17 protein-coding genes are annotated in these 18,476 nt (G+C 59.6%); 5 read left to right on the forward strand and 12 right to left on the reverse strand.

Features of this window, described 5'->3' with window-relative positions; all coding sequences use genetic code 11:
• The first annotated feature begins 36 nt into the window (after nucleotides 1–36).
• Together ACDZ94_RS12325 and ACDZ94_RS12330 are read left to right on the forward strand one after the other, a co-directional pair.
• Nucleotides 37–717 (forward strand): Fe2+-dependent dioxygenase, encoded by a 681-nt coding sequence (locus tag ACDZ94_RS12325; protein ID WP_064450671.1) that lies wholly within the window; start codon nucleotides 37–39, stop codon nucleotides 715–717.
• Between the two features lies 1 nt (nucleotide 718).
• A complete protein-coding gene (locus tag ACDZ94_RS12330; RefSeq protein WP_262667019.1) occupies nucleotides 719–1,468 on the forward strand; it encodes a tetratricopeptide repeat protein in 750 nt (249 codons plus the stop codon).
• 49 nt (nucleotides 1,469–1,517) lie between these two features.
• Here the strand turns inward: ACDZ94_RS12330 and ACDZ94_RS12335 are convergent, their stop codons facing one another.
• From ACDZ94_RS12335 to ACDZ94_RS12355, 5 genes are all read right to left on the reverse strand, one after another.
• Complete coding sequence (locus tag ACDZ94_RS12335) at nucleotides 1,518–2,681, reverse strand: type III PLP-dependent enzyme (protein ID WP_064450673.1); 1,164 nt, start codon at nucleotides 2,679–2,681, stop codon at nucleotides 1,518–1,520.
• 447 nt (nucleotides 2,682–3,128) lie between these two features.
• Nucleotides 3,129–4,286: an osmoprotectant ABC transporter ATP-binding protein OsmV gene (locus ACDZ94_RS12340; RefSeq protein WP_017138294.1), complete on the reverse strand. Its 1,158-nt coding sequence runs from the start codon at nucleotides 4,284–4,286 to the stop codon at nucleotides 3,129–3,131.
• Complete coding sequence (locus ACDZ94_RS12345) at nucleotides 4,283–4,936, reverse strand: ABC transporter permease (protein WP_027604864.1); 654 nt, start codon at nucleotides 4,934–4,936, stop codon at nucleotides 4,283–4,285. The genes ACDZ94_RS12340 and ACDZ94_RS12345 overlap by 4 nt, the downstream gene beginning before the upstream one ends.
• A gap of 11 nt (nucleotides 4,937–4,947) precedes the next feature.
• Complete coding sequence (locus ACDZ94_RS12350; protein ID WP_064450674.1) at nucleotides 4,948–5,844, reverse strand: glycine betaine ABC transporter substrate-binding protein; 897 nt, start codon at nucleotides 5,842–5,844, stop codon at nucleotides 4,948–4,950.
• Nucleotides 5,845–5,864: 20 nt separating this feature from the next.
• Nucleotides 5,865–6,581, reverse strand: coding sequence for an ABC transporter permease (locus ACDZ94_RS12355; protein ID WP_025856261.1), 717 nt, complete (start codon nucleotides 6,579–6,581; stop codon nucleotides 5,865–5,867).
• A 332-nt stretch (nucleotides 6,582–6,913) separates the two neighbouring features.
• Between ACDZ94_RS12355 and ACDZ94_RS12360 the strand changes: the two genes are divergently transcribed.
• The 3 genes from ACDZ94_RS12360 (at nucleotide 6,914) to ACDZ94_RS12370 (ending at nucleotide 9,363) form a co-directional block, all read left to right on the forward strand.
• A complete protein-coding gene (locus ACDZ94_RS12360) occupies nucleotides 6,914–8,497 on the forward strand; it encodes a peptide chain release factor 3 (RefSeq protein ID WP_064450675.1) in 1,584 nt (527 codons plus the stop codon).
• Nucleotides 8,498–8,753: 256 nt separating this feature from the next.
• Complete coding sequence (locus ACDZ94_RS12365; protein WP_064450676.1) at nucleotides 8,754–9,011, forward strand: hypothetical protein; 258 nt, start codon at nucleotides 8,754–8,756, stop codon at nucleotides 9,009–9,011.
• Between the two features lie 97 nt (nucleotides 9,012–9,108).
• Entirely contained in the window at nucleotides 9,109–9,363 is a 255-nt protein-coding gene (locus ACDZ94_RS12370) for a hypothetical protein (protein WP_064450677.1), read from the forward strand.
• A 111-nt stretch (nucleotides 9,364–9,474) separates the two neighbouring features.
• Here the strand turns inward: ACDZ94_RS12370 and ACDZ94_RS12375 are convergent, their stop codons facing one another.
• The 7 genes from ACDZ94_RS12375 to ACDZ94_RS12405 all read right to left on the reverse strand — a co-directional run bounded on the left by ACDZ94_RS12375 (nucleotide 9,475) and on the right by ACDZ94_RS12405 (nucleotide 18,222).
• Nucleotides 9,475–10,446 carry a peptide ABC transporter ATP-binding protein gene (locus ACDZ94_RS12375; RefSeq protein WP_064450678.1) on the reverse strand — a complete coding sequence of 324 codons (972 nt, stop codon included), beginning with the start codon at nucleotides 10,444–10,446 and terminating at the stop codon, nucleotides 9,475–9,477.
• Complete coding sequence (locus ACDZ94_RS12380; RefSeq protein WP_017138287.1) at nucleotides 10,446–11,414, reverse strand: ABC transporter ATP-binding protein; 969 nt, start codon at nucleotides 11,412–11,414, stop codon at nucleotides 10,446–10,448. The genes ACDZ94_RS12375 and ACDZ94_RS12380 overlap by 1 nt, the downstream gene beginning before the upstream one ends.
• 10 nt (nucleotides 11,415–11,424) lie before the next feature.
• A complete protein-coding gene (locus tag ACDZ94_RS12385; protein WP_064450679.1) occupies nucleotides 11,425–12,336 on the reverse strand; it encodes an ABC transporter permease subunit in 912 nt (303 codons plus the stop codon).
• 10 nt (nucleotides 12,337–12,346) lie between these two features.
• Nucleotides 12,347–13,357 carry an ABC transporter permease subunit gene (locus ACDZ94_RS12390; protein WP_010565541.1) on the reverse strand — a complete coding sequence of 337 codons (1,011 nt, stop codon included), beginning with the start codon at nucleotides 13,355–13,357 and terminating at the stop codon, nucleotides 12,347–12,349.
• A gap of 76 nt (nucleotides 13,358–13,433) precedes the next feature.
• Nucleotides 13,434–15,032: an ABC transporter substrate-binding protein gene (locus ACDZ94_RS12395; RefSeq protein ID WP_432750221.1), complete on the reverse strand. Its 1,599-nt coding sequence runs from the start codon at nucleotides 15,030–15,032 to the stop codon at nucleotides 13,434–13,436.
• An 80-nt stretch (nucleotides 15,033–15,112) separates the two neighbouring features.
• Nucleotides 15,113–16,507 (reverse strand): OprD family porin, encoded by a 1,395-nt coding sequence (locus tag ACDZ94_RS12400; RefSeq protein WP_407016588.1) that lies wholly within the window; start codon nucleotides 16,505–16,507, stop codon nucleotides 15,113–15,115.
• 170 nt (nucleotides 16,508–16,677) lie between these two features.
• Complete coding sequence (locus ACDZ94_RS12405; protein WP_407016639.1) at nucleotides 16,678–18,222, reverse strand: ABC transporter substrate-binding protein; 1,545 nt, start codon at nucleotides 18,220–18,222, stop codon at nucleotides 16,678–16,680.
• Between the last annotated feature and the right edge of the window lie 254 nt (nucleotides 18,223–18,476).

An 18,476-nucleotide genomic window follows, 5' to 3' on the forward strand; every position in this document is an offset into this window, starting at 1 on the left:
TACCATTGGCATCTCTCTGAATTCAGGTATTGCCCCATGCTGCTGCACATTCCCGGCCTGTTCTCTCGCGAGGAGGTGCTGCGCATTCGCCAAGCCCTGGAAAACACCGAGTGGGCCGACGGTAAAATCACCGCCGGGCACCAGTCCGCCAAAGCCAAGCACAACCTGCAATTGCCCGAAGGCCACCCGTTGGCCAAGGAAATCGGCGCGGCAATGCTTGAGCGCTTGTGGAAAAACCCGCTGTTTATGTCGGCGGCATTACCGCACAAAGTCTTTCCGCCGCTGCTCAATTGCTATACGGCGGGTGGCAGTTTCGACTTTCATATCGACAACGCCGTGCGTCAGCCCAGGGGCAGCCATGAGCGGGTACGTACCGACCTGTCGTCCACGCTGTTTTTCAGCGACCCGGATGAATACGACGGCGGTGAGTTGGAGATTCAGGACACCTTCGGCCTGCAGCGGGTAAAACTGGCGGCCGGCGATATGCTGCTGTACCCCGGCTCCAGCCTGCACAAAGTCAACGCGGTGACGCGCGGCGCGCGGTATGCCGCGTTCTTCTGGACCCAAAGCCTGGTGCGCGAAGACAGCCAGCGCACCTTGCTGTTCGAGATGGACGGTGCGATCCAGCAACTGACCCGCGATGTCCCCGACCATCCGGCGCTGATCCAGCTGACCGGCACTTACCACAACCTGTTGCGCCGCTGGGTTGAGGTCTGACATGGGGTTTTTATTGCGCCGTGAAGAAGTCCTCAACGTCGAGCAATTGCAACGCATGCTCGACGACTCCCCGGTGCGCGCCGCCCAGGCCATCTTGATGGCGGCGAAGGAGGGCGTTGTCGACGCCCAGGCCTTGCTTGGGCAAATCCTGCTGGAAGGGCGCGGCATTGCACGGGATGAAGCGCTGGCACTGCGCTGGTTCCAAATCGCGGCGCAGGGCGGGCATTTGATGGCCCGCAATATGGCCGGGCGTTGCCGGGAACATGGCTGGGGCTGCGCCGTCGACGAGGCGGCGGCCGCAAGGGCATATCGCCTGGCGGCAGAGGCCGGGCTGGATTGGGGCCAGTACAACTACGCCAACCTGCTGGCCACCGGCCGTGGCGTGGCTGAAGATCAAGCGCAAGCGCTGGGGTTTTATCGCCAGGCGGCCGAGCAAGGCCATGCCAAGTCAATGAACTTGCTGGGGCGTTATCTGGAAGATGGCCGGTGTTGCCCACAGGATCTTGAGGCTGCCGTGGCCTGGTATCGACGCTCAGCCGAAGGCGGGGATTTTCGCGGGCAGTTCAGTTATGCGGCGGTGCTGGCCGATAGAGGTCAAGTCGAAAGCGCGTTGGAGTGGTTACGCCAGGCACTGGCCGGCGGTAATCTCAAGTTTCTGCGAACGGCCCACAAGGCGTTGGCGGCGGCCGAGAATCCGCAGATCCGGGCCATGGCCGACGCTTACCACCAACGTGCTGCGACCCTTTCCTGACCCATAAAAAAACCCATGACATGTCATGGGTTTTTTGTGTGCGGCGTGCTTACACGTAGTACGACTTCAACGGCGGAAAGCCATTGAACTCAACCGCGCTGTAGCTGGTGGTGTAGGCACCGGTCGACAACCAGTACAAACGATCGCCAATCGCCAGGTTCAGTGGCAGGCCGTATTTGTAGTTTTCGTACATGATGTCGGCGCTGTCACAGGTAGGACCGGCGATGACCACTTCTTCCATCTCGCCTTTCTTCTCGGTCCAGATCGGGAACTTGATGGCTTCGTCCATGGTTTCGATCAGGCCGGAGAACTTGCCCACATCCGTGTACACCCAGCGCTCGACGGCGGTACGCGATTTACGCGCCACCAGTACCACTTCACTGACCAGGATACCGGCGTTGGCGATCAGCGAACGGCCCGGTTCCAGGATGATTTCCGGCAGGTCGTCGCCGAAATCTTCCTTGAGGAAGCGGATGATTTCCTGAGCGTAGGTTTCCAGGCTGTTGGTGCGGGTGATGTAGTTGGCCGGGAAGCCGCCGCCCATGTTGATCAGCTTGAGGTGGATACCGTCTTCTTCTTTCAGGCGTTCGAAGATCACTTTGACCTTGGCGATCGCTGCGTCCCACACGCTGATGTCGCGCTGTTGCGAGCCGACGTGGAAGGAGATGCCGTAAGGCACCAGGCCGAGGTCGCGGGCGAGGATCAGCAGGTCCATGGCCATGTCGGTCTGGCAGCCGAATTTGCGCGACAAAGGCCAGTCAGCCGTGGTCGAGCCTTCGGTGAGGATACGCACGTACACTTTCGAGCCCGGCGCGGCCTTGGCGATGTTGCGCAGGTCGGCTTCGGAGTCGGTGGAGAACAGGCGCACGCCTTTCTCGTAGAAGTAGCGGATGTCCTTGGATTTCTTGATGGTGTTCCCGTAGCTGATACGGTCGGGGCTGACGCCACGGTCCATCACTTTATCCAGCTCGTAGATCGAGGCGATGTCGAAGCTCGAGCCCTTGTCTTTCAGCAGGTCGATGATCTCGACAGCCGGGTTGGCCTTGACCGCGTAATAGACTTTGGCGAATTCGAAACCGGCGCGCAGGTCATCGTAGGCCTGGCTGATCATCGCGGTGTCGATCACCACGAACGGGGTTTCTTGCTTGTCGGCGAACGCCTTCATTTTGTCAAAGGTGGCGCGCGCGAAATAATCTTCGACGTTAATCGACATGCTGGGAACTCCTAAGGGCAAACTAATTTGATCAATGGGTGCAAATGAACGTCCTCCGTATCCCCACTTTGGTTCGCCTACTTCCCAAGGCATGTCGCCGAAAGCAAAAAGGCCATGGGATAACCGCGTCCCTTGGCCTTGCTGTCTCGTCGTCAGTACTTGAGCCGGATGGATCGTTTCCAGCATGGACGTTCGGCGCGAACTTTAGGACGTGAGGGGCCATAGATCAACTAAAAATGTCGCGTTTTTGCACGCGTTCGTCGCGGGACCCGGTGCAGCTACTTATGTAACCGACAGGTGTGACGGATTGATGTTCCCCGAATGGGGCAAATCGGTGGGATTTGCGGTGCATTCATCGCGGGCAAGCCCGGCTCCCACAGGGGAATGCATTCCAACAGATGAATGCAATTCAATGTGGGAGCCGGGCTTGCCCGCGATAGCGGTCTATCAGGCCAACGCTGTCTCGGCAGGCGACACAATACTGGTCTTACCGCCACGCGACTTACCGGAACTCAGGTATTCGGCAATCGACTCCTGAGTCACCTCCCCCAGGAACACCCGCTCGGCATCCATCACCGGCAACCACGAGCGGTTGAACTCGTACATGCGCGACAACAGGATGCGCAAATGCTCGTCGTACGCCGCCGTGGCGTTGAATTCCCGCAGGTATTGCCCACAGGTACCGGTCTGACGGTGCAGGTCGCGACGTCGCACATAACCGAGCGCCTTGTTCTCGGCACAGGTGACCACCACATAACGACGGTCAGTTTCATCCATCAGCTCCAGCGCATCCGCCACCGGGGTTTCCGGGCTCACCGATGGGGCGTTGTCGGCCGCATCTTCGGCTTTAACCAGCAGCAGGCGCTTGAGGGTGCTGTCCTGGCCGACGAAGTTGCTGACGAACTCGTCAGCCGGATGCGCCAGCAAGGTGTCCGGATGGTCGATCTGCAGCAGCTTGCCGGCGCGGAAGATCGCAATCTTGTCGCCCAGCTTGATGGCCTCGTCGATGTCGTGGCTGACCATGATCACGGTCTTGTTCAGCGCGCGTTGCATCTCGAAGAACTCGTTCTGGATCATCTCGCGGTTGATCGGGTCGACTGCACCGAACGGCTCGTCCATCAGCAGCAACGGTGCATCGGCCGCCAACGCACGGATCACACCGATCCGCTGTTGCTGGCCACCCGACAGCTCACGCGGGTAACGGTGCAGGTACTGCTTGGGTTCCAGCTTGATCATGCTCATCAATTCGCGGGCGCGGTCGTGGCATTTCTGTTTGTCCCAGCCGAGCAGCTTGGGCACGACCACGATGTTTTCCTCGATGGTCATGTTCGGGAACAGGCCGATCTGCTGGATCACGTAGCCGATGTTGCGACGCAGGGTCACTTCGTCGAGGTCGGTGGTGTCTTCGCCATTGATCAGGATCTTGCCCGAGGTGGGCTTGATCAGGCGGTTGATCATTTTCAGCGTGGTGCTCTTGCCGCAGCCCGACGGGCCGAGGAATACGCAAATCTCGCCTTCATTGACGGTCAGGCTTACGTCGTTCACGGCGGACACGGTTTTGCCGTTGCTTTGAAAAGTCTTGGTCAGGTTTTGAAGTTCGATCATTTGAGCAGTCCTTTTGGAGTCAGCGAGCGTTGCAGCCATTGCAGAAGCAGGTCGGCGAAGATGGCCAGGAGACTGACCAGCACGGCGCCAACGATCAGCATCGACATATCGCTGCGGCTGATGGAAGCCAGAATAAGTACACCCAGGCCACCGGCGCCGATGGTGGCGGCAATGGTCATCACACCGATGTTCATCACCACGGCGGTGCGCACGCCGGCGAGGATCACCGGCACGGCGATGGGCAGTTCGACCATGCGCAGGCGCTGGCCGAAGGTCATGCCGATGCCTTTGGCGGCTTCGCGGATACCAGGTTCCACGCCGGTGAGGGCGAGGTAGGTGTTACGCATGATCGGCAGCAGGGAGTAGAGGAACACGGCGGTAATCGCCGGCATCGGCCCCAGGCCCTGGCCGAACTTGGAGTAGAACGGCAGCAGCAGGCCAAACAAGGCGATGGACGGCACGGTCAACAGCACCGTAGCGCTGGCTTGCAGCGGACCGGCCAACGTCGGGAAGCGGGTCATCAGCACGCCGAGGGGCACGCCGACGACAATCGCCAGGATCACCGCAATGCCGACCAGGGTGATGTGCTGCCAGGTGAGGTGCAGGACTTGGGCCCAATCAAGATGGGAAAAGGCGTTCAGGAATTCCATGTCTTCTCCTCTTATGGGTTGATCGGATGTTGGCGCAGGAAGTCTGCGGCCACGGCGGACGGGCTTTCATGGTCGACGTCGACCCGCGCATTCAGCTGGCGCATGGTTGCATCGTCGAACAGCGCGGCCAGCGGCTTGAGGTCAGCGGCCAATTCAGGGTGCGCGTCCAGATAAACCTGACGCACCACGGGCGCGGCGGTGTAGTCCGGGAAGTAATGCTTGTCGTCTTCCAGCAGCTTCAATTTGAAGGCATTCAAGCGACCGTCGGTGGTGTAGACCAACCCGGCAAACACCTGGCCATTACGCAGCGCGGTGTAGACCAGCCCGGCGTCCATCTGCCGTGTGTTTTTGCGGGTCAGGTTCATGTCATACAGCTTGACCATGCCGGCCATGCCGTCAGAACGGTTGGCGAACTCGGTGTCCAGGGCCACCAGGCGTGTGCCTTTGGTTTTCTCTGCGAGTGCTTGGGTCAGGTCGCTGATGCTGTTGATCTGCGGGAATTCCTGGGCCACGTTGTCCGGCAGTGCCAGCGCGTAGGTGTTGCTGAATTTCGACGGCGACAGCCAGACCAAGCCTTTTTTCGCATCGAGTTCTTTCACTCGGGCGTAGGACTGCTCGCTGTCGAGCTTCTCGTCCACATGGTTGTAGGCCACCAGCGACACGCCGGTGTATTCCCAGATAAGGTCCAGTTGCCCACTTTCCTGGGCACTGCGCGCCAGGTTACTGCCCAGGCCGCCGGTCACGCGGGTGTCGTAGCCCTTGGTGCGCAGGTATTGGGAGGTGATTTCGGCGAGCAAGGTCTGTTCGGTGAACACCCGGGCGCCGATACGGATCACTGGTTTTTCTGCGGCTTGCGCAAAACCTGCAAACAGCAGGACGCAGCTCAGTATCAATGTCAGTTTTTTCATGTGATTTCCTTTGCCAAGCCTTAAGACGGACGCAACCCGCGTTCCAGCCAGAGGCGGCTGGCCATGGTCACCAGACCGTCGAGCAGCAACGCCAGCAGCGCGGTGCACGCGGCGCCGAGCAGCAATTGCGGCTGATTGTTCAGGGCGATGCCGGGGAAAATCAGGCTGCCCAGGCTGTTGGCGCCAATCAGGAAGGCCAGCGGCGCTGTACCCACGTTGATCGCCAGAGCCACACGCACACCGCCGATGATGATCGGCACGGCGTTGGGCAATTCCACGCGAAACAGCACCTGGCGCGGCGTCATGCCGATGCCGGTGGCGGCTTCTTTCAGGGAGCCCTGTACGTTTTTCAGGCCTTCGTAGGTGTTGCGCACAATGGGCAACAGGGAGGCGAGGAACAGCGCGAAGATGGCCGGGCCACTGCCGATGCCAAGGACGCCGAGGGCGATGGCCAGTACGGCCAGGGGAGGGACGGTGTTGCCGATGTTGAAGATTTGCATGAAACGTTCTGCGCGCCCGACCATGTTCGGTCGGCTAAGCAGGATACCGGCGGGGATCCCTACAACGAGGGCGGCCAGCATGGAGACAAGAACGAGGATCAGGTGTGCTTGCAGGTAAAACAACAAATCGTCGCGGTACAGTTCGATCGTGTTGATGCCGATCCAGTGGACCAGCAGGGCCAGGAGAGCGACGACAACCGCTCCTCCTATCAGCCCTTTGCCATAGCGAATAGCCACAGGCGGACTCCTTTTTTTCTTTTGTCGGCGAACACATTTCCGAGCGGCAATGCCATTCCTGGCTGTCGGCGAATATGTTCGCGAAAAGCAGCTCGCCGGTACCGGCAATGCGGTACGCGATCAAGCCATGAGCGCAGCCTCGTCAGGCTAACTTGCTGATTTTTCAGCCCCTGTTACGAGTGCGGTAGCAGGGGAGTGGACGTCTCTACCTTTTAAAAGGTTCCACACTTGGCAGCATTTAGCCACCCCCAATGGGTTGAACGGTGGTCCTTAACCCTGGGTTTGCGCTATACTCGCCGCCCTTTTTTGACTCACCCGCCAGGCGATTTCCCATGACCCACCAGGCCGCCGAAGTCGCGAAACGCCGCACTTTCGCTATTATTTCCCACCCCGATGCCGGTAAAACCACCATCACCGAGAAGCTCCTGCTGATGGGCAAGGCAATCGCGGTGGCCGGCACGGTGAAATCCCGCAAATCCGACCGCCATGCCACCTCCGACTGGATGGAAATGGAAAAACAACGGGGTATTTCCATTACCACGTCGGTCATGCAGTTCCCGTATCGCGACCACATGGTCAACCTGCTCGACACCCCGGGCCACGAAGACTTCTCCGAAGACACCTACCGCACATTGACGGCAGTGGACTCGGCACTGATGGTCCTCGACGGCGGTAAAGGCGTTGAGCCACGGACCATCGCGCTGATGGACGTCTGCCGTCTGCGTGATACGCCCATCGTCAGCTTCATCAACAAACTCGACCGCGATATCCGCGACCCGATCGAGTTGCTCGATGAAATCGAAGCGGTCCTGAAGATCAAGGCCGCGCCGATCACCTGGCCGATTGGTTGCTACCGCGACTTCAAGGGTGTTTACCACCTGGCTGACGACTACATCATTGTCTACACCGCTGGCCACGGCCACGAACGCACCGATGTAAAAATCATCGAGAAACTCGACTCCGACGAAGCCCGCGCCCACCTGGGTGACGAGTACGACCGCTTTGTCGATCAGTTGGAACTGGTGCAGGGCGCCTGCCACGCGTTCAACCAGCAGGAGTTCCTCGATGGCCAACTGACGCCGGTGTTCTTCGGTACCGCCTTGGGCAACTTCGGCGTCGACCACGTGCTCGACGCCGTGGTGAACTGGGCGCCAGAGCCTCTGGCCCGTGTTGCCAACGAGCGCACCGTGGAACCGGTTGAAGAGAAATTCACCGGCTTCGTGTTCAAGATCCAGGCGAACATGGACCCCAAGCACCGCGACCGTATCGCCTTTATGCGCATTTGCTCCGGCAAATACGAAAAAGGCATGAAGATGCGCCACGTGCGTACCGGCAAGGACGTGCGCATCGGCGACGCCCTGACGTTCTTCTCCTCGGAGCGTGAACAGCTGGAAGAGGCCTTCGCCGGCGACATCATCGGCTTGCACAACCACGGCACTATCCAGATCGGTGACACCTTCACCGAAGGCGAAGCGCTGGGCTTCACCGGTATCCCGCACTTCGCTCCGGAACTGTTCCGCCGCGTGCGCCTGCGTGACCCGCTCAAATCCAAGCAACTGCGCCAAGGTTTGCAGCAATTGGCGGAAGAGGGCGCGACCCAGGTGTTCTTCCCCGAGCGCAGCAACGACATCATCCTCGGCGCCGTCGGTGTGCTGCAGTTCGATGTGGTCGCCAGCCGCTTGAAAGAGGAATACAAGGTCGAATGCTCCTACGAGCCGATCACCGTGTACTCCGCGCGCTGGATCGATTGCAGCGATAAGAAGAAGTTGGAAGAGTTCTCCAACAAGGCCGTAGAAAACCTGGCGATCGACGGCGGTGGTCACCTGACCTACCTGGCGCCGACCCGGGTCAACCTGGCGCTGATGGAAGAGCGCTGGCCGGACGTGAAATTCCGTGCGACCCGCGAGCACCATTAAGGTCTGAGCGGTACACGAAAGGGCGAAGCCGTGATGGCTTCGCCCTTTTTTGTGGGCGCCGATAATCCAAGTGTGGGAGCGGGCTTGCTCGCGAATGCGCAGTGTCAGTCATGGATAGGTTGACTGATACACCGCATTCGCGAGCAAGCCCGCTCCCACATTCTGATCTCCACGTGGCGATGAATTGGCGAGAAGCCCGCATCCCGTCTAGCGTTTGAATTATTACATCCACTTACCGACGGATCAGGAGGCGACCTTGCGTATAACTCAACGCGCCATTCATATGGTGCTGCTGGGGGCCCTGGGCCTGTCCACTGCTTTGGCGTACACCTCGGCGCTGGCGGATACAGGTACGGCCCAATGGAAGGACACCGGCCCGGTCAGCAAAAAAAAGCAAAAAGAGGTCAACTCCGGCGGCTGGCAGCCACAGGCCCAACCTGCGCCCAAGGAAGACGCGGAAAATCCTTACAACGAGGGGGAGGACAGCGAAACCTACGATGACGGCGATACCTGATGAGCGAGTGGCGTAAACCCGAGAACGGAACTAGCTTAATTCACAGCGACGGTCGAACGCCGGCGCGCGTGTTTCACTGACTGGACGGAAATCGACCATGACTATCTTTCAACGTGTGGTGCTGTTGCTAAAGGTGTTGGTGATGTTGTCGCTGGGTGCTTCATCTGCGTGGGCCAATACGGCCGTGCAGAGCCAGGCCCCGGCGGTTGTAGCGGCGAAGTCGGTGACAGCGGGTGGTTTGCAACTGGCTGCGGACGAGTCAGAGCCCGGTGATAAGGACCAGGGCGGCTCCAAGGATGATGATGACCAACAGGCCCCGCCAGACGACGATGACAGCGACAGTGATACGTAAGTCAGCGTGAAAAAAAGCCCCACCGGCCGGACTGATGCGCAATCCGACGGGTGGGGCGGTAGAACTTGTGTAATGCCCTGGGCTTAATCACCCAGGGCATTTTTGTTGCGGTCAGGCCACAAATTGCTCCGCGTAGTGGCAAGCCACCTGGCGGTTATCCAGGGCGCGCAATTGCGGTTCCTCGCTGCTGCACCGCGCGGTCGCATACGGGCAGCGCTTGTGGAAGGCGCAACCCGGCGGCGGGTTCAGTGGGTTAGGCAGTTCGCCGACGATCTTGATTTTCGGCTTGTTCGGGTCCGGGTGGATGGTCGGGGTAGCCGACAGCAACGCCTGGGTGTACGGGTGCAGGGGACGGGCGTAGATGTCGTCCTTGGGGCCCACTTCCACCGGGCGGCCGAGGTACATCACCATCACGTCATCGGCAACGTGTTGCACCACCGCCAGGTTGTGGGAGATGAACACATAGGCGGTGTTGAATTCCTGCTGCAAATCCATGAACAGGTTGAGCACCTGGGCCTGGATCGACACGTCGAGTGCCGACGTCGGCTCATCCGCCACCAGCACTTTAGGTTGCAGCATCATGGCGCGGGCCAATGCGATCCGCTGGCGCTGGCCGCCGGAGAACATGTGCGGGTAGCGCTGATAATGCTCAGGGCGCAGTCCCACTTGCTTCATCATCGCCTGCACTTTCTCGCGGCGCTCGGCGGCGGACAGGTTGGTGTTGATCAACAGCGGCTCGCCGAGTTGATCACCGACTTTCTGGCGTGGGTTCAACGAGGCATACGGGCTCTGGAACACCATCTGCACGTCTTTGCGCAATTGCTTGCGCTGGGCCTTGTCGGCGCCGGCCACTTCCTGGCCAGCGATCTTCAAGGAACCCGAAGACGGCTCTTCAATCAGTGTCAGGGCGCGGGCTAGGGTGGATTTGCCGCAACCCGACTCGCCCACTACGGCGAGGGTCTTGCCAGCTTCCAGCTCGAAGGACACGCCATTAAGCGCGCGCACCAGGGCGTGGCCCTTGAACAGGCCACGGGACACTTCGTAGTGACGGGTGAGGTCGCGGGCGGTAAGAACGACGGCCATTACGCCACCTCCTGGTTCAAGGGGTAGAAGCAGCGCGCAAGGCTGTTGCTTTTCGGATCAAGCCCGGGCCGCTGGGCACGGCAGGATTCCTGCACGTACGGGCAGCGCGGTGACAGCAGGCAACCCTGCGGGCGGTCATAACGACCGGGAACGATACCCGGCAGCGTGGCCAGGCGCGTGGCGCCAAGGCTGTGCTCGGGGATCGCCTTGAGCAGCGCTTCGCTGTACGGATGCGCCGGAATGTCGAACAACTGCGGCACCTGACCGACTTCAACGGCCTGGCCTGCGTACATCACGCACACGCGCTGGGCGGTTTCGGCCACGACGGCCAAGTCGTGAGTGATCAGCACCAGGCCCATGTTCTGCTCTTTCTGCAGGGCCAGCAGCAGCTCCATGATCTGCGCCTGGATGGTCACGTCCAACGCGGTGGTCGGTTCGTCAGCAATCAGCAGTTTCGGCTCACCGGCAATCGCCATGGCGATTGCAACACGCTGGCTCATACCGCCGGACAGTTGGTGCGGGTAGGCGTCCATACGGCTGGCAGCGCCTGGGATCTCAACCTTTTCCAACAGTTCGATGGCACGCTTGCGCGCTTGCTTGCCGGACATTTTCAGGTGCAGGCGCAGCACTTCTTCAATCTGGAAACCCACGGTGTAGCTGGGGTTCAGCGCGGTCATCGGGTCCTGGAACACCATTGCCAGGTCTTTGCCGACGATCTGACGGCGCTGGCGGTTGCTCAGCTTGAGCATGTCCTTGCCGTCGAAGTTCAGGGCATCGGCGGTGACGATGCCGGGGTGCTCGATCAGGCCCATCAGCGCCATCATGGTCACGGATTTACCCGAACCCGACTCGCCAACGATCGCCAGCACTTCGCCTTTGTCGACGGAAATGTCGAGGCCATCGACCACCGGTACGGCGGTCTTGTCGCCGAAGCGCACGTTGAGATTCTTGATTTCTAACAGTGACATGGGAATCTCCTCAGGCGGCGTTCTTGAGTTTCGGGTCCAGCGCATCGCGCAGGCCGTCACCCATCAAGTTGATTGCCAGCACGCTGAGCAAAATGGTCAAGCCAGGCAAGCTCACTACCCACCAGGCGCGTTCGATGTAGTCACGGGCCGAAGCCAGCATGGTGCCCCACTCCGGGGTTGGCGGTTGTACGCCAAGGCCAAGGAAGCCCAGGGCCGCAGCATCGAGAATCGCCGAAGAGAAGCTCAAGGTGGCCTGTACGATCAGCGGCGCCATGCAGTTAGGCAGCACGGTGATGAACATCAGGCGTGGCAGGCCGGCGCCGGCGAGGCGGGCGGCCGTCACGTAGTCGCGGTTCAGTTCGCCCATCACCGCAGCGCGGGTCAGACGGACATAGGACGGCAAGGACACGATGGCAATCGCAATCACGGTGTTGATCAGGCCAGGGCCGAGGATCGCGACAATGGCCACAGCCAGCAGCAGCGACGGCAGGGCCAGCATGATGTCCATCAAGCGCATGATGGTTGGGCCAAGCATGCGCGGGAAGAACCCGGCGAACAGACCCAGCAGGATGCCCGGGATCAGCGACATCACCACCGACGACAAGCCGATCAGCAATGAGAGGCGTGAGCCTTGGATCAGACGCGAGAGCAGGTCACGGCCCAGTTCGTCAGTACCCAGCAGGAATTGCATCTGCCCGCCTTCCAGCCAGGCCGGTGGGGTGAGCAGGAAGTCGCGGTATTGCTCGCTCGGGTTATGCGGCGCAACCCAAGGGGCGAAGAGCGCGCAAAACACGATCAGCAACATAAACAGCAGGCCGGCAACGGCGCCTTTGTTCTTGGAGAAGGCTTGCCAGAATTCTTTGTACGGGGACGGATACAGCAGGCTTTGATCGACTGCTGACACTTGAGTAGGTGTGGTCATGGTCATGATCTCAGCGCTGGTGACGGATGCGTGGGTTGGCGAAGCCGTAGAGGATATCCACCACGAAGTTCACCAGGATCACCAGGCAGGCGATCAGCAGGATGCCGTTTTGCACCACCGGGTAGTCCCGCGCGCCAATGGCTTCGATCAGCCATTTGCCGATGCCAGGCCACGAGAAGATGGTTTCGGTGAGGACCGCACCGGCCAGCAGGGTGCCGACTTGCAGGCCCACCACGGTGAGTACCGGGATCAGCGCATTACGCAGGCCGTGTACGAATACCACGCGCGCCGGCGACAGGCCTTTGGCCTTGGCGGTACGGATGTAGTCTTCACGCAATACTTCGAGCATCGACGAACGGGTCATCCGCGCAATCACCGCCAGCGGGATGGTGCCGAGCACGATGGCCGGCAGGATCAGGTGGTGCAGGGCGTCGAAGAATGCGTCCGGCTCGTCAGCCAGCAGGGTGTCGATCAGCATGAAGCCGGTGCGCGGCTCGATGTCGTAGAGCAGGTCGATACGCCCGGAAACCGGGGTCCAGCCCAGGCTTACCGAGAAGAACATGATCAGGATCAGGCCCCACCAGAAGATCGGCATCGAATATCCCGCGAGGGAGATGCCCATCACCCCATGGTCGAACAGGGATCCTCGTTTCAAGGCCGCGATCACCCCGGCCAACAGGCCCAGGATACCGGCGAACAACAGGGCGGCCATGGACAGTTCCAGGGTCGCCGGGAAGAGGGCGGTGAATTCGGTCCACACGCTGGTGCGGGTGCGCAGCGATTCGCCAAGGTCGCCGTGGGCGAGCTTGCCAACATAGTCCAGGTATTGCGCGTACAGCGGCTTGTTAAGACCAAGGCGTTCCATTGCCTGTGCGTGCATCTCGGGGTCGACTCGTCGTTCGCCCATCATGACTTCGACGGGGTCGCCGGGGATCATGCGAATCAACGCAAACGTCAGCAACGTGATGCCGAAAAACGTGGGGATCAATAACCCCAATCGGCGGGCAATAAAACTAAACATCTTGTTGTGTACCTCAATCAGCCGGTTAGGCAGGTTCGGCACCGTCAATGGCGACGGTGCCGAGCGTCTTCTCTTATTACTTCACCTGGGTGGTGGCGAAGTTATTTGTCGTCAGAGGGCTTTGGGTAAAGCCTTCGACGTTTTTACGCATGGCGGTGAACATTTTCGGGTAAGCCATGGGAATCCACGGTTGGTCCTTCTCGAAAACGTCCATGGCTTGTTCGTAGAGTGCAGCCCGTTTCGAGGGTTCCTCAATGGCGCGTGCCTTATCGATCAAGTCTTGAAACTCTTTGTTACACCAGCGGGCGTAGTTTTCGCCGTTTTTCGCTGCATCGCAACTCAGGTTAGGGGTGAGGAAGTTATCCGGGTCCCCGTTATCTCCTGCCCAGCCAGCCGATACCATGTCGTGCTCGCCGTTTTTAGCACGCTTGAGCATCTCGCCCCATTCCATGACTTTGATATTGACCTTCAGGCCAATCTGAGCCAAATCCGCCTGCATGCGCTGGGCGCCGAGCATTGGGTTAGGGTTGGTCGGGCCACCGCCGTTACGGGTGAACAAGGTGAACTCGGTGCCTTCCGGTACGCCGGCTTCCTTGAGCAGGGCGCGGGCCTTGTCCAGGTCACGCGGCGGGTTTTTCAGTTTGTCGCTGAAACCCAGCAGGGTCGGTGGATACGGGCCGGTGGCGTCGATGGCGTTGCCTTTGCCGTACAGGGATTCGTTGTAGCCTTTTTTGTCGAACGCGATGTTGATCGCGTGACGCACCCGCGCGTCGCTCATGTACTTGTGGGTGGTGTTCAGCGCGGTGTAGCTGGTGGTCATCGCCGCCAGTTCCGCCACTTTCAGGTTCGGGTCGGCTTTCATGCTCGGCACGTCATCCGGCTTCGGATACAGCGCGATCTGGCATTCGTTGGCCTTGAGCTTTTGCAGGCGCACATTGTTGTCGGTGGTGATCGCCAGGATCAGCGGGTCCGCCGGCGGCTTGCCACGGAAGTAATCCGGGTTGGCCTTGAAGCGCACTTGGGCGTCTTTGGCGTAGCGGGTGAAGATGAACGGCCCGGTGCCGATCGGCTTGGCGTTCAGGTCATCGGTCTTGCCGGACTTGAGCAACTGGTCGGCGTATTCGGCGGAGTGAATCGAGGAAAACGCCATGGCCAGGTCGGACAGAAACGGTGCTTCAGGGCGGGTCAGGGTAAATACGACGGTGTGGTCGTCGCTCTTCGTTACGCTCTTGAGCAGTTCCTTGAAGCCCATGCTTTCAAAGTACGGGTAGCCCACGTTGGACTTGTTGTGCCAAGGGTGATTCGGGTCCAGCTGGCGCTGGAAGCTCCAAAGTACATCGTCGGCATTCATGTTGCGCGTGGGTTTGAAGTAGTCGGTGGTGTGGAACTTGATGTCTTCACGCAGGTGGAACGTGTAGATCAGGCCATCGGCGCTGATTTCCGGCAAGGCCTTGGCCAGCGCGGGGATTACTTCGGTGGTGCCGGGCTTGAAGTCCACCAGGCGGTTGAACATGGTTTCGGCGGCGGCGTCAGCCGTCACGGCGGTGGTGTACAGGACCGGGTCAAAACCTTCCGGGCTGGCTTCGGTGCAGACCACCAGCGGTTTGGCCGAAACGCCGATCGCAACGCTCAACAGCGCAGCGGCAATGGCAGCTTGTAGCGGGAGCATTTTCATTCAGAGCCCTCTGCAATCGATTAAACCAGACAAGCGTAGTCGGCGGGCTCGCAATGAGCCCGCCGACTACCTGGTGCTAATTAAAGAATGTTGAACGGGATGGTGGTGACCAGGCGGAACTCACGGATGTTGCCGTCAGCCTGGTTGGCGGTGGCGCGGTGAGTCACGTAGGTACCACGAATCGTGGTGGCCTTGAGCGGGCCGCTCTGCAAGGCGTAGGAAGTACCGATGCCGTATTCCTGGTGTTTCTCGCCGTCCTGGGACTGAATACCGTTGTAAGCAAAGCCGGCACGGCCGCCGTCGCCGGTGTAGTGAGTGCCGTCGATGCCCCAGCCGCGAGCCGAGTAGATATTGAACTTCAAGCCTGGCACGCCGTATTCGGCCATGTTGATACCGTAGGCAACCTGGAAGGATTTCTCGTTCGGGCCGTTAAAGTCGGACGTCAGGGAGTTGGCCAGGTAGATGCCGTTGGTTTCGTGCAGGTAGTCGAAGTACTCGTTACCGTTCACTTCCTGGTACGAGAAGGTCAGGCTGTGGGCTTGGTGAGTCAGGCCCAGCGACAGCGAGTAGGTATCGTTGTCGATTTTACCCATCAGCTTTTTGCCGGTATCGACGGTTTTGTAGTAGTTCAGGCCGGTGGTCAGTGCCAGGGTCTGTGCATCACCCAGTTCGTGGGTGGCGCCGAAGTAGTACTGGTTCCAGAAGTCTTCGACATTGGCGGCGAACAGGCTGGTTTTCAGGCTCTTGAATGGCTGGTAGTTGACGCCCAAGGTGTTGACCTTGTCGGTTTCCTGACCATTGCCGTACTCGGAGCGGAATTTCGACAGGCTCTGCTCGGTACGTGGCGAAACGCGGTCAAACACGCCACCCTGGAACGACAGGTTGCTGAATTCTTCACTGTTGAAGCTCACACCTTCAAAGCTCGAAGGCAGGGCACGGTTGCCGATGGTGTCGACGATACCGCTGCTGAAGTTCTGGCGACCGGCGGTCAATGTGGTGTTCGAGACGCGGAACTTGACGTTGGCCAGGCCCAGTTTGCTCCACTGGTCGACTGCGTCACCGTTGGAGTCGGCCAGGGTACGGTTGGAACCACCCTTGATGTCGCGCTTGCTACGGTCCAGAACCAGAGCGTTGTAGACCGCCACTTCGGTGCTCACGCCAACGGTGCCTTGGGTGAAGCCCGAGGTAGCGTTGAGGATGGTGCCTTGCACCCAGTTGGTACGGTACGCGTCGGTGCGGGCTTCGCCGTGTTTTTGGTAAGTGAACTTGCCACCACGGAATTTCTGTTCGTTGGCAAACCAGTTACGGGTAGTACCGCCCAGGCTGAATCCATCGACAAAGCCCTTGGCCTCGCTTTGGGCACTGGTGCCGGCCAATGTGGTTGGAACGAAGTCCTGGCTCTGGGTTTCAGCGAAGGCGGTTGCCGTGATGCTGCTGATGGCCAGGGCCAGAAGCGCTTTGCTACTCAGTTTCATGGGTGAAGCTCCTTTGGTTCTCTTTTTAATGCCGGTCTTTTTAGGTGAACCGGCTATTGGGTGTGTAACTCGTTCAAGCTCTTGCAAACGTTTGCCGTAGGAAAATTCCCAACAAAAGGCTGCACGTTTGCCGGAGAGCGAATTTCGCTCCCCGCCATCCGGTTATTTTCTTATGGGTTAATACTGACGCCCGAGAACACGTTGCGGCCGAAGGGGCTGACTTTGAAACCTTCGACTTTGGCGCTTAACGGCTGGTTGACCGTCGAGTGGGCGACTGGCGTGATCGGCACCTGCTGCTTGAGCAGTTGCTGCGCCTGTTTGTACAGAACAGTCCTTTGTTCGCGGTCGGTCACGACCTTGGCTTGCTTGATCAGCTTGTCGTACGCCGGGTCACACCACATGGAGTAGTTGTTCCCGCCGATGGCGTCGCAGCTATAAAGAGTACCCAGCCAGTTGTCCGGGTCACCGTTGTCACCGGTCCAGCCGATCAGGCTGACATCGTGCTCACCGTTCTTGGTGCGCTTGATGTATTCGCCCCATTCGTAGCTGACGATCTTGACCTTGAGGCCGATCTTGGCCCAATCGCTTTGCAGCATTTCGGCCATCAGCTTGGCGTTGGGGTTGTAGGGCCGTTGTACCGGCATCGCCCACAGGGTGATCTCGGTGCCTTCCTTAACGCCGGCGGCCTTGAGCAGTTGCTTGGCTTTTTCCGGGTTGTAGGCGGCATCCTTGATGGTGTCGTCGTAAGACCACTGCGTCGGCGGCATGGCGTTGACGGCCAGTTGGCCTGCGCCCTGATACACGGCATTCAGGATGCTTTGCTTGTTCACCGCCATGTCCAGCGCCTGCCGCACTTCGAGCTGGTCGAAGGGTTTGTGGCGCACGTTGTAGGCGATATAGCCGAGGTTGAAACCGGGCTTGGTCAGCAGTTGCAGGTTCGGGTCGGCCTTGAGGGCATCGACGTCGGCCGGGCGCGGATGCAGGGTCACCTGGCATTCGCCGGCCTTGAGCTTCTGCACCCGCACTGACGCGTCAGTGTTGATGGCGAAGATCAATTGATCCAGCTTGACCCGGCTCGGGTCCCAGTACTGTTTGTTGGCCACATAACGGATCTGCGAGTCTTTCTGATAGCGCTGGAACACATACGGGCCAGTGCCGATCGGCTTCTGGTTGATGTCGCTGGGTTTGCCTTCCTTAAGCAACTGCTCTGCGTATTCGGCTGACAGAATCGCGGCAAAGCTCATGGCGATGTTTTGCACGAACGCGGCGTCGACCGTGTTCAATGTCATCACCACGGTGTGCGGGTCGGTTTTCTCGACCTTGGCAATGTTCTTGTTCAGGCTCATCCCGTTGAAGTACGGAAACTCGGTGGGGTAGGCCTTGCGAAACGGGTGGTCGGGGTCAAGCATGCGGTTGAACGTGAACAGCACGTCGTCGGCGTTGAAGTCGCGCGTCGGCTTGAATTCCTTGTTGCTGTGGAATTTCACCCCTTCACGCAGGTGAAAGGTGTAGGTCAGGCCGTCTGGCGAAATATCCCACTTGGTTGCCAGCGCAGGTACCACATTGGTCTCGCCTTTTTCGAACTCAACCAGGCGGTTGTACAGCGGCTCCGCTGCGTCGTTGTCCGTGGCGGTGGTGTACTGCGCGGTGTCAAACCCGGCCGGGCTGCCTTCAGAGCAGAACACCAGGCTCTTCTTGTCGGCGGCTTGGCCCATCGTGGCCACAGCCAGCAGGCTGGTGCCAAAAATTGCGGATAGAACGGTGGTATGGCGCATGACGATCCCGATCCTTGTTTGTTGTTGTCATCAGTGAGCAATCACCCTGGCGTTCAGCCAGGGAGACATCACTGATCCCACACACAGCAAGTGCCTTTCCGAGATTGGAGACTCTGCTGTCCTACGACGGTATGGGCCGCGGACTTCGCAGTAAATGCGCCAAAACGGATTGACCTTGTAGGTAACGGAGCTCT

The organism is Pseudomonas sp. UBT (assembly GCF_050915955.1).
GTDB classification, from domain to species: domain Bacteria; phylum Pseudomonadota; class Gammaproteobacteria; order Pseudomonadales; family Pseudomonadaceae; genus Aquipseudomonas; species Aquipseudomonas antarctica_A.

What these genes read in the sequence shown, in the direction of transcription:
- ACDZ94_RS12390 (WP_010565541.1), bottom strand. Translation starts at nt 13,357, where the DNA reads ATGTTTAGTTTTATTGCCCGCCGATTGGGGTTATTGATCCCCACGTTT.
- ACDZ94_RS12330 (WP_262667019.1), top strand. Translation starts at nt 719, where the DNA reads ATGGGGTTTTTATTGCGCCGTGAAGAAGTCCTCAACGTCGAGCAATTG.
- ACDZ94_RS12325 (WP_064450671.1), top strand. Translation starts at nt 37, where the DNA reads ATGCTGCTGCACATTCCCGGCCTGTTCTCTCGCGAGGAGGTGCTGCGC.
- ACDZ94_RS12345 (WP_027604864.1), bottom strand. Translation starts at nt 4,936, where the DNA reads ATGGAATTCCTGAACGCCTTTTCCCATCTTGATTGGGCCCAAGTCCTG.
- ACDZ94_RS12335 (WP_064450673.1), bottom strand. Translation starts at nt 2,681, where the DNA reads ATGTCGATTAACGTCGAAGATTATTTCGCGCGCGCCACCTTTGACAAA.
- ACDZ94_RS12340 (WP_017138294.1), bottom strand. Translation starts at nt 4,286, where the DNA reads ATGATCGAACTTCAAAACCTGACCAAGACTTTTCAAAGCAACGGCAAA.
- ACDZ94_RS12370 (WP_064450677.1), top strand. Translation starts at nt 9,109, where the DNA reads ATGACTATCTTTCAACGTGTGGTGCTGTTGCTAAAGGTGTTGGTGATG.
- ACDZ94_RS12350 (WP_064450674.1), bottom strand. Translation starts at nt 5,844, where the DNA reads ATGAAAAAACTGACATTGATACTGAGCTGCGTCCTGCTGTTTGCAGGT.
- ACDZ94_RS12385 (WP_064450679.1), bottom strand. Translation starts at nt 12,336, where the DNA reads ATGACCACACCTACTCAAGTGTCAGCAGTCGATCAAAGCCTGCTGTAT.
- ACDZ94_RS12375 (WP_064450678.1), bottom strand. Translation starts at nt 10,446, where the DNA reads ATGGCCGTCGTTCTTACCGCCCGCGACCTCACCCGTCACTACGAAGTG.
- ACDZ94_RS12360 (WP_064450675.1), top strand. Translation starts at nt 6,914, where the DNA reads ATGACCCACCAGGCCGCCGAAGTCGCGAAACGCCGCACTTTCGCTATT.
- ACDZ94_RS12395 (WP_432750221.1), bottom strand. Translation starts at nt 15,032, where the DNA reads ATGAAAATGCTCCCGCTACAAGCTGCCATTGCCGCTGCGCTGTTGAGC.
- ACDZ94_RS12400 (WP_407016588.1), bottom strand. Translation starts at nt 16,507, where the DNA reads ATGAAACTGAGTAGCAAAGCGCTTCTGGCCCTGGCCATCAGCAGCATC.
- ACDZ94_RS12380 (WP_017138287.1), bottom strand. Translation starts at nt 11,414, where the DNA reads ATGTCACTGTTAGAAATCAAGAATCTCAACGTGCGCTTCGGCGACAAG.
- ACDZ94_RS12405 (WP_407016639.1), bottom strand. Translation starts at nt 18,222, where the DNA reads ATGGGCCAAGCCGCCGACAAGAAGAGCCTGGTGTTCTGCTCTGAAGGC.